The sequence below is a fragment of the Emticicia oligotrophica DSM 17448 genome, from assembly GCF_000263195.1.
GTDB classification, from domain to species: Bacteria; Bacteroidota; Bacteroidia; order Cytophagales; family Spirosomataceae; genus Emticicia; species Emticicia oligotrophica.
Genome location: NC_018748.1, coordinates 1,070,000 through 1,085,520, shown reverse-complemented (window position 1 = coordinate 1,085,520; position 15,521 = coordinate 1,070,000). Strand labels below are relative to the sequence as shown.

Here is a 15,521-nt window from a genome sequence, read left to right as displayed (position 1 = left end):
CAAACAAATAACCCCAAAATAAATCATTTAGTTTTTTATTTGGAGCTTTTAATGATGATTTTTGTTTGTAGCCCTTTTGTGTTTAATTTATTAGATAACTCCTGTAACTTGTTTAATTCTTTTTCCATACAAAATACCCAAACATCAATCCTTTTACAAAAGTTTGAATGTCTAAGATATTCGTAATTTCTTCAGTTTGTATACGTTGCCAATTTTGTTTTAGTTTAGTCGTATTTATGAGTTCTTTTACTTGTGAACTTTGTTCTAATTGACTTAATAAATCATTTACACGAGTTTTATCATTCAAAACTCGGTGACGAACATCAGATGCCTGCAACCCTTTCTTCTTCTCAAAAAGTACTTGGTCTGGCAGTATTCCATTCATCATAGTTTTGAAGATGTCTTTTGTGTTGAGATTTTTATCAAAAAAAGCATGGTTGGGTATTGAAAGGCAATATTCAATTACATTTACATCGCCCGTAGGGTCTCTATATTCAAAGCCATGAGTATGTCCATCTACTGCTCCACTTAGACATCGAGGATTATTGCCTATGTCTAAAATACGTAACATTCCTGCTTTAGAAGTAGGGAAATAAGGTATAAAATTTCGGTTATTGTTATTTATATCTTCTATAATATGCCATTCTTTCAAAATATTTTCAGATAAATAGTTCTTATCAATATAAGATAATAAAGTTTTATTTTTGGAAGCATAATACGTAGGATAATGCTTAATAAGCAATGGTTTAACAATTCTTTTGAGAAGCTGTATAGGATTTTTTAAATAAACAGAATGATTGATGGGTAATAAATAATCTAATCCTGTATATGAAATAGTTGCATTCCCCATTTCACCAGATAACAATGTACCAAAACCATTTTTAGCTGCTTGTGCAGATAAGTCTACTAGCCAGAAAGCATTACATGCGGCATGAAACAGATTATCATCATTATCAAAAGCTTTGATAAATCCCTCAATTGGAGAAATATTCTCAGAAGTCAAGAGAATAGGATCTATATTGCCAGCATGTTGAGCAGTTGCTAAAATATTCTTGCTTTCATCTGGGAAATAGTGTTCGAAATTTTCTTGTGCTACTTTTTCTTTATAAAAAGGTATATGACTAAAAGTAGTCAGTCGTTTACCTTCTTTGGCTAATATTGAGGCTGCCATGCTCGTTACTGAGCTTGAATCAAAACCTCCACTAAGCATGGAACTTACAGGCTTGTAACTTCGTAAGCGTACACGTACAGCTTCTTGAAAAATCTCACGTAATTCTTCTGCGTATAAGGTCGGTTTTTTGTAAAGCCGCAATGAAACATTCTCAGGAAACCAATAACGTTGTAGGCTTATTTGGCCATTTTTAAACGTTAGTGTATGAGCAGGAGGTAGGCAATTTAAGTTTTTATATGAAAGTTGGCCCTTGATTTCATCAAATTTCCAAATTATGAGTTTTTTTACAAAAACCTCAACATTAATTTCTTTCGTAAAACTTTTTAAAGCGAAAATGGCTTTCGCCGAAGATGAAAATGCAAATTGCTCTCCATCTAAAAAGTAATAAAGAGAAGTGTAGCCATGATGGTCACGAGCCAAAAATAATTCTTCTTCAAGTATATGATAGCAGACAAACGACCAATCACCTCTTAAATAACGTGGGCTTTCTTTACCCCACTTTAAATAGGCTTTTTTTATGAGTTCACCGTCGCTTAGTTGTGCGTGAAGTTTTAAATCTAAGCGTTTGGCTAAATCCTCTCGATTATCAAGCCGCCCAGTCGAGGTAAAAATTATTTGCTGTTCGGATAAAAATTGAGGTTGAACTTCAAAAAGTGATTCGGGTGTATTGTAAGTAAGTAAGTGCCCAGTAGAAAAATAATCTTTTGCGAAAAATTGATGTTTAACATGTGGTAAATGCTGAATACCCCTATACATTTCTTCCATTTTAGGGACCACATTATTTAGATTTTTATCGAAAATGCCGTAGAGCAAACTCATATTATATTTATTTTGACCCTATTATTTTAGCAAGAATACTCTGAAACCCAATTAATTTAAGCCAAAGTTCATGATGAGGCTTAATTCTTTCATTGATAATTGGAAGTACTTCTTTAAGGAGTTGACTAATACTAAATGTTTTGTAGATTTCAATTTGAGAAGCAATAACGAGGATTTCTGAACGATACTTTAAGGCTTTTTTGATAATTTCTTGAGCATCTTTTAATTCCGATTCTCCTTGTTGTACTTTTTTTAGTGGAGAGCAGAAATAAGTAGTGCAAATATTAGGTCGAACCTTATCATACACTGTACAACAACTATCAAAGTAAATACAGGGATGTTTAAAATAAAATTTACCCTCTTTCTCGGTAATACTTTCGGAATCAAAATATTGAACCAATTTTAGTTCATACTCATCAATAGGGGCTTTACCGAATAGCGTACCGTCACAACACATGCCACATTCTTTGCATATTTCTGAAAGTTCAGTTTGCATATACTATTTATCAAAATATCAAAGACAAACGATAAGTAGGGGGTAATTATTTATTAAAATCTAAATTTCTCGTTTTGAAAACTAACTCAACGAGAAATTTAGTAAAGTCTATCAACTTGCAAATTCTCCTTTATCAGCTCCGAAAAGAGTATTATTAGTTATCTCTAAACTTTCCATCGCAGGTTCAATCCATTGCTTTTTTGAAGTTTGTTCGTTGCTTTGTTCTGTGTTGTTTGCTAAGTTTTTTTCCATAGGATTTAAAAAATTAAATTAATTAATGAAAAGAAAATTAAATTTATGATACCGAACGGATACCATTTATAATAGCAAGGTTATAATAGGGTGGACTTGGTTTGTAAGTACTTATATATTGATTATTTACAACTTCTAAAACACTACCAGCTCTTTTAATTTATATTTTTTTTGCTCGTAATTGACCTAAAAAAAATGTAAAATCAGAATAAAATCTTGTAATTTCACAAAATTACATTTAATAAGTGATTTTGCTATACTTTCTATTTTTTTTTATGAATTTTAAAAAAAATTACTTTTTAAGTATCATCAAAAGTACTTAATTTGCAAAAAAAAGAGCTATGTTTAAATACCTTGCTTATGGTATTCCAATAGTATCATCATTAGAATTAGTGGCATTTATTAAGACAACAGATGTCTTTGATGAACAACAAAGTATATTTGTTTCTGAAGGCAAGGTTCCTGACAAGTTAGAAAATCCAGCCTTAGAGGTAAAACCTTTTTCTGTTTTTAACGAAAATGAACTTTTATACACGGTACCAGATGTTGCTCGCTATTATATAAGAGATGGAAAGGAAATTATTATTGAAAAACTAAATGGTGACTGGAGTGAAGTATTATTGTTTTTCTATTCGAATTGTATGGCGGCCGCTTTGTTTCAACGAAATTTGATTCCATTTCATGTGTCTGGTATTTTTGTTGATGAAAATCGGGTATTATTATTTGCTGCTCCTTCAAGAACAGGTAAATCTACAACTTCAATAATGCTCCAGCAGAAAGGGTATGCTCCTTTTACAGATGATACGGCAGTCTTGAGTATTGAAGGTGGAAAATGTTTTGCACAGGCTTCCTATCCGATGATCCGCTTGTGGCAGAATACAATCAAAGTACAACAGATTTTAGATGAATCCTGTAAGCTCAACTTACGCTCTGATATTGAGTTAGGTAAATATGGATTTATGTTTCATAAAGCTTTCGTACCACACAAAGTAGAAGTGGCAGGAATAGTGTTTTTAGCCGCAGAAGGAAGTGAAATAAGTATCAGTAGGGTAAAGCTTAGCCATGCCATGCAACAATTAGGAAACAATATATATCGCAGGCAATGGTTAAGTGGTATGAAAAAACATGTTATTCAATTTGAGCATCTTACGGGCATTATTAATGCTATTCCTGCTTGGAAAGCCGTTCGCCCTACAGCTATTCCGACTTTTGACAGTTTTGCAGAGGCAATCGAGGAGCAGATTATCAATCTATTCAGCAAAAATGAAATATTAGTTCAATAGAATAATGGATGAGATTTCTGTTAATAAACAAATTGTTTGGTTGGCATCTTATCCTAAATCAGGCAATACGTGGTTTCGGTCATTTCTAACGGCTCTTTTAAATGAAAAAAATATTGACTTAAACCAAATGGTGACTGATGGTATATTTTCAAGTAAAAATCACGTTGAAAATACTTTAGACCTTGAGGCCGATTATCTGAGTCGTACTCAAATCGAACAATTTCAACGAATTGCATTTACCCATTTATCTAACAGTAGCAAAAAAAAAGTTTATATTAAAATTCATGATGCTTTTACATTTTCAGAGAATGATGCACAGCCGCTTATTCCTGAAACTCCATCAAAAATAGCTATATATTTTGTCAGAAATCCGCTTGATATAGCATTATCATTGGCCAATCATATCGGAAAATCAGTTGAAGAAGCAATTGGAAATTATATTATTAATCCAACAGGTTATTTTGGTAATTTGAAAAATTCAACCAATAATCAATTTTATCAGCCATTAGGTACTTGGTCAATGCATGTAGAAAGTTGGCTAACAAGACCCAATTTTCCGGTACACTTCATGAGATATGAAGATATGAAAGAAAGACCATTTGAGACATTTAAAGCAGCCGTACAAGCAATAGGGTTAGACGTGAGTGAGGAACAGATACGATTTGCTATTAACGAGAGTCAGTTTGAAAAACTACAAAAAAAAGAACAGGAAAAAGGATTTATAGAGAAACAGAATCCATCATCCACTTTCTTTTTTAAAGGCCAAGTAGGCCGTTGGAAAGAAGAGTTGAGCGAAGAGCAAATTGAAAAAATAAGACACTACAATGAGCCAATGATGAGAAGATTTGGCTATTGGTAATATAATTTATACATACAAAAACTAAACATTAATAAAATACTATGAAAACACAAGAAGAGACTTCTGAAGTTATGGATATTCAAGTAGAAAAAAAAACTTGGATAAATCCAACAATGGAATTTATAGAAATTGAAAATAAACTCAATATTGACTTGCTGGCTACGGTTGCTTCGTAATTAAACTATTTAATTTTTTCCAATGAACTACCAATTAAACACTGAAAAAATTCTCTTTACTCAATTAGGTGAAGAGGGCGTTATTTATGATACTGAAAGTAATGAATATGTATCATTAAACGAAACATTTTTCAAGATTTTACAGGGTATTGAGAATAGAAAGACAACCGAGCAGATTGTCAGAAATCTTTGTGATGAATACGACATTTCGGAAGAAAAATGTGCACGAGAAGTACATGCGGCTCTTCTGAAATTAGCAGATAAAAAGTATATTATCTAATGAAGATTCTCAGAAAAATAATAAGCTTTTTTAGATTTACTTTGCGTCAAAAATTATTAATAATAGTGGTGTGTTTTTTAGCTATTTATAGTTTTATATTATTCCGTTTTTTCAAACATGCTGCCAAATTTAAGAATATCTACAAGGATGTTAATAATGAAAAAGATTTTGATAAAAGCTTTATAAAGGATATTCGCTTGGCTATCAATGTGGTTGGTAAATATATATTTTGGGAAAATGTATGTAGACATCAGGCTTATCAAGCGATGATTCTTTTTAGCTTTTTCAATATTCCTTACCAGATTTTTGTAGGGTTTAAGAAAAACCTAAATGGTCAAATTGAAGGACATGCATGGACAGTTGTAAATGGAGAAATGATAACGGGCTTTTGCAAGGTTGAGGAATACGTAGTTCAAAATGTTTATTGATGAAGATTAAAGAATTAAAAATTTCATTAGAACTTCAGATTTTAATAGAATCGATAAAGGTGGTTTTATTAGACGAGCCTACCCTTCATTTTTCAAGCCTTATTAATTTATCATCAGTAGATTGGGAAAGAATAAAAAAAATGCTTGCCTATCATCGGATTCGGCCGGTATTTTATGAGGCTTGTAGGAGGGTTGGGTTTAGTAATATGTATATTCAACAACTAGAAAAATTTGTTAAGATACAAGTACTAAGTAGTCTTACAGATAAAAATGAGCTAGAAAATATCAGTACGATATTACAGGAAAAGAACATAGAGGTTTTACCATACAAAGGAATTCTTTTTTCAGAAAAGCTATATCATAATTTAGCTCTTAGGGAAAGTTCGGATATTGATATTATAGTTAAGGAAGAACATGCAAAAGAGGGTTTAAAAGCACTGTTAAATGCGGGTTTTGAGGTTAAAATTGAAAAGAAAATAAATTTAGATTTTTCTAATGAAAATGTTCTAGATAATTTGTTAAAAATACCAAGTCGAGAATTAAGCCTGCGAAGAAAACAAAAAAGAAATGAGGTAAGAAACATAGATTATCATTGGGCAATCAGTGAAAAGTATAGAGGGAATGTAATAAATATTGAAGATTTTTTCAAAGATATAATATTAGAAGATTTTGGAAAAAAGAAAATCTGGGTTCCAAACCCGAAAGGTATATTTAAATTACTTTTAAATCATCATGGAGGTAGAGATTGCTGGATGCGACTTAAAGATGTTTGTGATTTGATAGCTTTTCGGAGTAAATATTCATATTTAGATATAAAATTATTATTAAAATATGCATCTGAAATGCAGATGGTACGTACATTCGAACTTGGAATGTATCTATGTGAAAACCTCTCCTCTAAAAAGCTCAAACATGTTGAAAAAGATTATAAAATAGTTAGTAAAGTCATTGAATCTTGGGAAGATTCAATACAATTAAGTGATAATTCGCAACTATTTAAATATTTTTCATTATATCGTCATTTACAAGATGAAAAGTTGAATTGGTGGGGTACTTTTCTATTAATAGTTAAAGTTCTATCAACTCCCCATATTTTAGAGCATAGACGTTTGATTACATTTTCTGAGCAATATGTGTTATTAAATGCTTTTGCAAAAGCTCTATCCTTTGTTTATTATAAATTGTTAAAAAAGAAACTCATAGATTACTAATAATTACTGATTGAATATTAAGGCATAATAAAATACCTCCAAGGAATTGTAAATAGCATTTATGAAAACATATTTACTCTAAAACTAACCATGTAAAACTTTCAGCGGGGATATTTACATCTACTTCCACTTCATAACTTCTACTAACTGTATGTATTTTGCTTTTACCTTCTTTTTCTCGTATTGTAACCTTATCAGATAGACCTGTATAATAAACAGGAATCTTTACTTTGCGACTAATGTTTTCTTTTAGTGGATTGTAGAGCATCACGAAACCTTTTTCTTTCAAAGAAGGGTTTGCGTGCATAATTCCGTCCCAATCTCGACCATCAGGGCGACGAAGATGAATAATATCAGCGTTTAGAATTGGGCGGTACTTCTTGTACCAATCAATTGTTTGCTTAACTGTTTGTTTGGTCGTCTCGGTATCATAAAGGCGTGGACCTCGATAACAGGCTTGCACCCCAGCACCATAATATTGCATCATTAACTGCTCATAATCTTTTAAATGTTCACTCAAAGGTTCTAAAATTGCCTCTGCACCACCGCCTTGATATTTCGTAAGTGGCACAAAACCCCAGCCCATTGAAGGTGTTTTTTCCCAAGTCCCATCAAAGATATTTTGACGGTTTAACATTTTTTGTTGTTCACGAGAAAGTGAAAAATTCACTTCTCGATAACCCAAAGCAATTTTATGTGAACCATCTAAAAAATACCAATCGGGGGCATTAATATATACGCCTCGCTCATTCAGCCAGCGGTAAAAACCTTTCTGCATTTCCATCTGTACCCACTGAGAATCTTCGAGACCTTTATGGCCGGGGTGTTTGGTAGAAGCACAAACATCACCAGGGTAGGGGCCATCGTGTTCGAGTAAGTCGAAACCAGTTTCGGTAATAAATTTTTTCAAGTTATTTAAATAATTAATACCCCATTGGCTGGCTAAACATGGAGCATTTCCAAAAAAAGCACCCTTATCGGGTAAGCCAGTTTTGGGGTCAATTACATCATTTTCATCGTCAATTCTTCGACTACTAAAAAGTGAATAACCGCCCAATAATATGCCTTTATTATGTGCGTAATCGGCCAATTCCTTGTATTTTCTGATATTTGCTGCACTAGAATCTTCCATATTTAAACCGCTGCCAAAACTCAAAATGACCATTTCATAGCCTGTTTCAGCACATTGGTCAATGACCGATTTTACCTGTTTAGGGTCGGTACTAACTAGGTGCATGAAAATTGGATTTTGGGTGGTGTAAGGAAAGAGCTTCGCATACATTCGTCGGCGTGCAAGGCCGTTTCTTTCTCGGTCATAAGAATCGAGTAGGAGTTCATAACTACGGATAGATTTGTAAGATTGATTGGCTGAAATTTCGATTCCAACACCAAAACTTGGATAAACCTCTAATACACACGGAGTTTGATAATTATAATTAACTTGCGAAGTATAACTAGAATCTACCTTCCAATGCGTGGCTTGGTCGGATAACTCATAACGCATGGCATTATTGAAAGCATAATTATTTTCGATATAAATCCGTTGTGGTTTTTTCATTTGTTCTGGACTTCCCACTACGGCTGATTCTTCTTCGGGTGTTGCCAATATTTCATTAACTAACTGATTGATTTTGAGTGTCTTATTGCTTTTATTTTCAACGCTTACCCATTTGCAAATCGTTGGAATATCATCAAAAATTTCATAATGCACTGATACTAAAATGCCTTTTAATTCGGGTAAATTTGAATCAAAAATTAGTTCTAATTCTTTTCCTTTCGGATTTTCTTGATTCATCGCCCAAGTGCGAGATTTAAAATTTACATGAGGGGTAAGAGGATTAACTTTGAATGTTTTATATTGAAAATCTTCTGATTTACCTTCTAATTTTTCAATCCATTCATTGAGTAAATAGCCGTGTTCTTTTTGTCCGTAGAGACCACCGACATTATATATTTTTCCATTAATTGTGATTCTTGCTTCGGGGCGTACTGAGCGGACAAATTGCTCGTTGGTATGTAGATTTTTGAAATCGACGGTTGCGGCATTGGGTGAAATTCTTATTTGACGTTTCAATAAACCATTCGATAAAATAAGGTCTTTCCCTCCATTAGCTTGGTAGATTTCGGCCTTAAAGTTTTGTTTCGAAATGAGCCAATCGGCAGTCTGCTTATTTTCTTGGTAAAGAGGTAATTGTGAAGATTGTGCAAATATTTGTTGTAGTGCAAAGAAGCACACAATAAAAGCTTTTGTGGTGGCTTGCATAGAGAGTATGAGGTTGAATATTGGTTAAAGCAAAAATACAAAATTGATTGAAAAAAGAAGACTTGTTGGCTGAAAGAATAAGTAATTAATAGATTCACGATTATTCCGTACCTTTGTGGCTTAAATAATAACAATTTTAGTGGAGACATTCAAACAGTTAGGTGTTTCGGAGAATATTATCAATGCTTTGGCAGAAATGAAAATCTCGAAACCCACCGAAATACAACAAAAAGCGATTCCTTATTTGCTCAAAAATTCAACGGATTTTATTGGGCAAGCACAAACGGGTACTGGTAAGACAGTGGCTTTTGGTGTACCGCTTTTACAGAAAATTAAAGCTAGCGATAAACGTATTCAAGCCTTAGTGCTTTCGCCTACACGTGAGCTTTGTCAGCAGATTGCCAAGCAGATTTTTAAAATGACCAAATACTCCGAAAAGATTTTTTCGGAAGCAGTTTATGGTGGTGAAAAAATAGAAATTCAGATTCGAAATCTTCAACGACCTACACAAATATTGGTTGCTACCCCAGGCCGTTTGATTGATTTATTGAACCGTGAAGCGGTTGATTTATCAAACGTAAGAATGGTGGTTCTTGATGAGGCCGACGAAATGCTAAGCATGGGCTTTAAAGAAGATTTAGATAAAATCTTGAATAAAATTCATAAAGATTGTAGAAAATGGATGTTTTCAGCTACGTTACCTGATGACCTTCGTTGGTTGATTATGAAGCACATGTCGCCTGATACGCATACTATCCAAGTGAGCAAAACAGAAGTGGTAAATGGTTTGATTGAACACCAGTTTTTCATTTGTACGCTCAATCAGAAATTTGATTACTTGGTGCAATTCTTACAATCGCAAGGAGCAGCGAGGGGAATTATCTTTTGCCGAACAAAAGCCGATGTAGAGGTGGTAACACGTAAATTGTCTGCTCTGAAGTTTTCGGTTGAGGCTCTACATGGCGATTTAGAGCAGCGAGACCGTGAAAAGGTGATGCGTGCTTTTAAAAATAAAAAAGTGCAAATGATTGTGGCTACCGATGTGGCTGCCCGTGGCATTGATGTAGAAGGCTTAGCTTATGTAGCACATTACCAGTTGCCCGACCAATTAGAATATTACACTCACCGAAGCGGTCGTACGGCACGTGCAGGTAAACGAGGGATTTCGATTAGTTTTATCACTCGTGATGAACTAAAAATGATAAACGCAATAGAGAAAAAACTGAATATTAAGTTCTTGAAGGTGTAGAAAAATCGGCAGTGAACAGTTTTCAGCACGGTAGTTAGTAGTGGGCAATTTTCAGTGATTAGTTGGTAGTGTAAAAACTACTGAAAATTGCCCACTGAAAAAATCATCAAGCAATATCACAAATGGTTACACCTTGCTTAAGTGAAGCCAAAACATCGGTGCGTTTTGGTATAAACTCTTGACCAACAAACCCCTTATAGCCAGTATCTACAATAGCTTTCATGATTGCTGGATAGTTTAATTCCTGCGTATCATCAATTTCATTACGGCCGGGTACGCCACCAGTGTGATAGTGTGAGAAATATTTGTTGTATTTCTTAATGGTTGCAATTACGTCTCCTTCCATGATTTGCATGTGGTAGATATCATACAATAATTTGAAGTTTTCAGAACCTACCGCATCGCAAAGTGCTACTCCCCAAGGTGTGGTATCGCACATATAATCTTTATGATTTACCTTGCTATTCAGCAACTCCATTGTCATGGTTATGCCATATTTTTCGGCAGATGGCATGAGTCTTTTAAGCCCTTTTACGCAATTAGCAAGGCCTTGCTCATCGGACATTCCGCGACGGTTTCCTGAAAAACAAATTACTTTGTCTAAGCCTGCTGCCTTTAGTTTTGGGAAAATCTCTTCGTAGCTTTGCACGAGTTCGTCATGGTTTTTAGGGTCATTAAAACCATCATTAATACCTTTTCCTGCTCCCCAAGGCATTGCACAAGTAAGGCCGTATTTCTTTAAAATTGGCCACTCATCTGGGCCTTGTAATTCGATAGATTTGATACCCATCGCAACGGCCGCTTTGCAGAGGTCTTCGAGTGGAACATCTTTGTAGCACCAGCGACAAGCAGAGTGATTGATTTTTCCGTTTAGTGCGGCTCCAAGAGCTTTCTCATTGGCTGCAAATACCTCGCTAAATGTCAGCGGAGAAGTGGCAACGGCTGCTCCACCAATGATATTTTTGAGGGCCGAACGACGAGATGAATTCGTATTCATTGTTTCTTTAGTTTTTGGTTGAATATTGTGGCTAAAGGCCTGACGAAACTTTAAATTAGAGCGGTAAAATAATTAATAAGTTTGATTTTACCCTCATGTAGCGTGTTAAAATTAGGGCGAATTTCACATTCGCCCTATGATTATTTTTTAGCTTCAAAAATTGGGTGATTTTCACGACCCCCCGCAACTAAATAAGCGATTAAATCTTTTAGTTCTTCTTCGTTTAAAGCATTGATAAGCCCCGGTAACATTATCGAAACAGATGAGGCCTTAGTTGAGGCAACATTCTTTTTAGCAATTTTTATCAGTACATCGGGTGAATATGGGTTTTGAGAAACAAAGTAATTATCTTTATCTTCATTGCTTAATCTACCAACAATACTTTGTCCGTTTTTAAGCTGAAACTGAGTAGCGGCATATTGGTCAGATACGCTCTTGTTTGGGTCAATGATGGCTTCAAGAATATCTTTTTTGCTGAAACGAGTACCCAATTGTGTGAGGTCTGGCCCCACGTTTCCACCTTCGCCTTGCATACTATGGCAGCGATTACAAGTAATGGCCGAATACATGGCTTTTCCTTGTTTGAAGTTTCGATTTTCTAATTCTGTCGCAAAAAGTTTAGTAGCATCTTCTACTTTCCAGTTCTTGCCTGGGCCTTTTGGATAATCTCCTTCCACAATATCATTACCTGATTTACTCAATAATTCTGCTCCTGAAAGTTTATCAAAATAAGCAGTTTTATTGGCTGGAACGTTTTTCAAGGCCATCTTTCTTGCACGGTCAATAAAGCCAATATAGCTAAATCCGCCACGATAATTGAAGGCATTTCTAAACCATTTAAAATAACGTTCTTGTAAATCTGGAGTCCAGTTGTTTTTTGCTTGAGTCAAAACAATGGCATAGAAAGTCTGTTGAGCAGGTGGTACTTTTTCAAGCATTTTGGCAATGTCAAGTCCATATTGTGGATTTCGCATGATTAAATCAGCCGAAGAAGTAGCCGTTGCCCCACCCGCAATTTCGTTGCTATTATCTTTTTTTTCTAATAAAGTAATCGTCTTTTCCACTGCTTTTGGAGCTTCTAAATATACCAAAAGTTTGCTTAGACCTCGGTTCAATTCATTGCTAGCGGCAGGGTAGTGGGCATCAAGAGCATCCACAACTTTGGTTGTCATGGCAGCATCAGGTTTTCCCATACGTAAGAAAACCAATTCATAAGCACGTAGTAAATCTAGCTGTTGCGTTTCAGACAAGGCTTTATAATTAACACCTAATAATGCATTAAGAATATTATTTTTTTGCTCAGATTTGCCATGACGAGCCAAGGCAATCATTGCTTGCGTAAGAATAACTGGGTCTTTTTCGGCCAAAGCTTTTGCTTGCCATTCTGTTACTGGTTGATGCTCTACGGCAATTCGAGCTGCATATCTAATAAAACGGTCAGGGTGCTTGAGGTTAGGCCAAGCGGTGGTAATAGCCGCAGCGTTTGGTGCTCCATGGAATTTTTCTAAACTTCTACGTAGGGCATTATCTTTATTAATAGGCGTTGCCGTTGCTACATTAGTGGCCTCTGTACCGTTGTAATAGACTCTGTAAAGGTCAGACTCCAAACGACGTCCACCAGTGAGGAAATATAGGGCACCATCTGGACCAATTGCTCCATCGGTTAGTGGAAGTGGCATGCCTGATAAAAACTCTTCACGCTCAGCAGTATAACTCGAACCCGATGGCTTGAGGTTAATGGTATGGATAATGCCAAAACTCCAGTCGAATGCTAAGAGTGACTCTTTGTATTTTGCAGGAAATTTTGCGTCTTTGAGGTGTACAACATTCGTTGGAGAACCTTGCCCAATATTCATAATAGCAGGAAGGTTATCAGCAAATGATGGTGACCATTTCTCGGTACCAATTCTCCAACCAAATTCTGCTCCACTTGTCACATGACAAATGCGAGTTGGGCGATACCACGGTAAACCAAAATCCCATTCCATGTCTGAATCATAGGTAAATAAATCACCTGCTGCATTGAAGGCAATATCAAATGGATTGCGGAATCCTGCTGCTACCATTTCCCAACGTTTGCCCGTAGAATCTACATTTGCAATCCAACCTGCTGGTACTTTTGGATGGTCGTCGTGTCCGCGTGGGTCTTTGATAAGCGGTAGAAGGTTATCATCTTGCCAAACTGCAGGTAAACGATACGAGTCCATCGCTGGAGGAGTAGTAAAGTTTCCTGCTACAACATAAAGAGATTTTTTGTCGGGCGATAAAATAATACTGTGGGGGCCATGTTCGCCTTCGCCAGTAAGTTCTTTAAGAAGGGTAATTTTATCAAACTGGTCATCTCCGTTTGTATCTTGCAAGCGATATAGTCCGCTCGTACGAGGTAGTTTTTTACTTGGTCTATTATTAACCACTATATAAAGACTATTGAAAGCATAAAGTAATCCTTGTGCTCCTCCAATGGCAGTGGTATCTTGACCTAAAGAGAGTTTCTCAATGCTCGGCTTAGTATTACCCGAATTAATGGCAGGAATAGTGAGGCGATATAAATAGCCATATTGGTCGGAGGTAATCATTCGACCTTTGTTATCGAAAGTCATGGCTACCCATGAGCCTTTACCATCTTCTGATGGGCTATATAGATGTTCGGCTTTGAAGCCTTCTTGAAGTTTTAATTTATCTACTTTAGGGTTATCGGCGGCCTTGTTTTGCTTTAGTTGGGTGTAAGATGCACCAGCAAAAAGCAATGCTGACGCAACAATCGGTACTCGAAATTTTTTCAGTGAATGAATCATTGGTTTGAATATTTATAGGGTTGAATGAAGAATGTTTTAGGTGGAAATCTTCACCACCGATTGTAAATGTAAATAATAGGTAGAATAATATGTGTGCGATTTTGTTTATATTAAAATGCAGATAATCACATTATACTAATTAAAATCTGCCTTTTATTATATGAGTGAAAATAGATATAAATCAGACAATATCCAATTCTTTTCTATTGAAAATGCTTTCTATTTGAGGTTTCCCATTATTCAAAATTTCTAATACATTTTTTACCGTTGACACGCACATATTGGTATAAGTAGTAGCGGTAAGGCTACCTACATGTGGTGTAATCAATGTATTAGGGTGTGTAATGAGTGGGTCGTTTGGACTAGGAGGGGTTGCCATCGGAATATCAGCTCCATATCCTGCAATCTGCTTATTATCAAGTGCTTGGAGTAAAGCAGATTGGTCAACAATCGCACCACGTGCTGTATTTATCAATAATGCGGTTGGCTTCATGTGTTCAAAAGCTTTGGCATCGATAAGTTGATTTGTTTCTGGAACTAAAGGTAAATGAAGACTGATAATATCTGACTCACGAAGGACTTCTTCAAAAGAAAGGCGTTCATAAGGTACGGTCAAGATACTTCGGTTAGCGTAGATGACTCGCATTCCGAATGCCTCAGCTATTTTCGCTACTTTTTGACCAATATTACCTAAACCTAAGATGCCTAGTGTTTTTCCGCTAATTTCATCACCAACAAATTGATTTCGCCAATTCCAATTACCTGCTTTTGCTTCACTGATAGCTTTGTATAGATTTCTCTGCAACATGAGCATCAAAGAAATGGTGTGTTCGGCAACTGTTGATGCATTCGAACCAGGAGCGTTAACCACTTTTATTTTTCGATTACTAGCTTCTTTTACATCAACATTATCGAGTCCAACACCACAACGAGCTGCCACTTCAAGCTGAGGGCATGCTTCCATCAAATCCTTATTAACCTGACCTTTTCCACGAGTAATTACTGCGTGAATAGGGGTGTTAGTTACAATTTCTGATAATGGTTTATCGCCGTAGGCTGTAAAGATTTCAATATTTGTGCTTTCTACCAGCAATTGAAAGGCTTCATCAGCCACAGTTTCTAATAAAAGGATATTTTTCTTCATTTTATCATTAAAACAGGGCTAAGTAAATATGAAATTTTAAATGCAGAATGTATGACTGAAAATTTACTAACTCTCAAGAGATAGTGAATTGCTTTCAA

Annotated in this window: 14 protein-coding genes; 7 read left to right on the top strand and 7 right to left on the bottom strand. The window is 35.4% G+C overall.

Annotated features, from left to right (window positions below; genetic code table 11):
- Positions 1-112: 112 nt before the first annotated feature.
- The 3 genes from EMTOL_RS04610 to EMTOL_RS22355 all read right to left on the bottom strand — a co-directional run bounded on the left by EMTOL_RS04610 (position 113) and on the right by EMTOL_RS22355 (position 2,738).
- Positions 113-1,990 carry an asparagine synthetase B family protein gene (locus tag EMTOL_RS04610; protein WP_015028110.1) on the bottom strand — a complete coding sequence of 626 codons (1,878 nt, stop codon included), beginning with the start codon at positions 1,988-1,990 and terminating at the stop codon, positions 113-115.
- Positions 1,991-1,997: 7 nt separating this feature from the next.
- Positions 1,998-2,486, bottom strand: coding sequence for a zinc/iron-chelating domain-containing protein (locus tag EMTOL_RS04605; RefSeq protein WP_015028109.1), 489 nt, complete (start codon positions 2,484-2,486; stop codon positions 1,998-2,000).
- 111 nt (positions 2,487-2,597) lie between these two features.
- Positions 2,598-2,738 (bottom strand): hypothetical protein, encoded by a 141-nt coding sequence (locus tag EMTOL_RS22355; protein ID WP_015028108.1) that lies wholly within the window; start codon positions 2,736-2,738, stop codon positions 2,598-2,600.
- Between the two features lie 341 nt (positions 2,739-3,079).
- On the opposite strand from EMTOL_RS22355, the gene EMTOL_RS04600 reads away from it, so the two are divergent.
- The 6 genes from EMTOL_RS04600 to EMTOL_RS04580 are packed head-to-tail and all read left to right on the top strand — an operon-like array spanning position 3,080 to position 6,975.
- Entirely contained in the window at positions 3,080-4,021 is a 942-nt protein-coding gene (locus EMTOL_RS04600) for a hypothetical protein (RefSeq protein ID WP_015028107.1), read from the top strand.
- Positions 4,022-4,025: 4 nt separating this feature from the next.
- Positions 4,026-4,880, top strand: a complete 855-nt coding sequence (locus EMTOL_RS04595) for a sulfotransferase domain-containing protein (protein WP_015028106.1) — start codon at positions 4,026-4,028, stop codon at positions 4,878-4,880.
- A gap of 41 nt (positions 4,881-4,921) precedes the next feature.
- The gene (locus EMTOL_RS22350) at positions 4,922-5,056 is read left to right on the top strand and encodes a hypothetical protein (RefSeq protein WP_015028105.1); all 135 of its coding nucleotides are present in this window, start codon (positions 4,922-4,924) and stop codon (positions 5,054-5,056) included.
- 22 nt (positions 5,057-5,078) lie between these two features.
- Positions 5,079-5,336 (top strand): PqqD family protein, encoded by a 258-nt coding sequence (locus tag EMTOL_RS04590; protein ID WP_015028104.1) that lies wholly within the window; start codon positions 5,079-5,081, stop codon positions 5,334-5,336.
- Positions 5,336-5,764, top strand: a complete 429-nt coding sequence (locus tag EMTOL_RS04585; RefSeq protein ID WP_015028103.1) for a lasso peptide biosynthesis B2 protein — start codon at positions 5,336-5,338, stop codon at positions 5,762-5,764. The genes EMTOL_RS04590 and EMTOL_RS04585 overlap by 1 nt, the downstream gene beginning before the upstream one ends.
- A complete protein-coding gene (locus EMTOL_RS04580; protein ID WP_015028102.1) occupies positions 5,764-6,975 on the top strand; it encodes a nucleotidyltransferase family protein in 1,212 nt (403 codons plus the stop codon). The genes EMTOL_RS04585 and EMTOL_RS04580 overlap by 1 nt, the downstream gene beginning before the upstream one ends.
- Positions 6,976-7,048: 73 nt before the next feature.
- Here EMTOL_RS04580 and EMTOL_RS04575 read toward each other — a convergent pair whose 3' ends face one another.
- Positions 7,049-9,238 carry a hypothetical protein gene (locus tag EMTOL_RS04575; protein ID WP_015028101.1) on the bottom strand — a complete coding sequence of 730 codons (2,190 nt, stop codon included), beginning with the start codon at positions 9,236-9,238 and terminating at the stop codon, positions 7,049-7,051.
- Between the two features lie 139 nt (positions 9,239-9,377).
- Between EMTOL_RS04575 and EMTOL_RS04570 the strand changes: the two genes are divergently transcribed.
- Positions 9,378-10,487: a DEAD/DEAH box helicase gene (locus tag EMTOL_RS04570; protein ID WP_015028100.1), complete on the top strand. Its 1,110-nt coding sequence runs from the start codon at positions 9,378-9,380 to the stop codon at positions 10,485-10,487.
- 106 nt (positions 10,488-10,593) lie between these two features.
- Here the strand turns inward: EMTOL_RS04570 and EMTOL_RS04565 are convergent, their stop codons facing one another.
- The 3 genes from EMTOL_RS04565 to EMTOL_RS04555 form a co-directional block, all read right to left on the bottom strand.
- The gene (locus EMTOL_RS04565; RefSeq protein ID WP_015028099.1) at positions 10,594-11,484 is read right to left on the bottom strand and encodes a hydroxypyruvate isomerase family protein; all 891 of its coding nucleotides are present in this window, start codon (positions 11,482-11,484) and stop codon (positions 10,594-10,596) included.
- Between the two features lie 140 nt (positions 11,485-11,624).
- A complete protein-coding gene (locus EMTOL_RS04560; protein ID WP_015028098.1) occupies positions 11,625-14,279 on the bottom strand; it encodes a c-type cytochrome in 2,655 nt (884 codons plus the stop codon).
- Positions 14,280-14,460: 181 nt separating this feature from the next.
- Positions 14,461-15,423 carry a 2-hydroxyacid dehydrogenase gene (locus EMTOL_RS04555; RefSeq protein ID WP_015028097.1) on the bottom strand — a complete coding sequence of 321 codons (963 nt, stop codon included), beginning with the start codon at positions 15,421-15,423 and terminating at the stop codon, positions 14,461-14,463.
- Between the last annotated feature and the right edge of the window lie 98 nt (positions 15,424-15,521).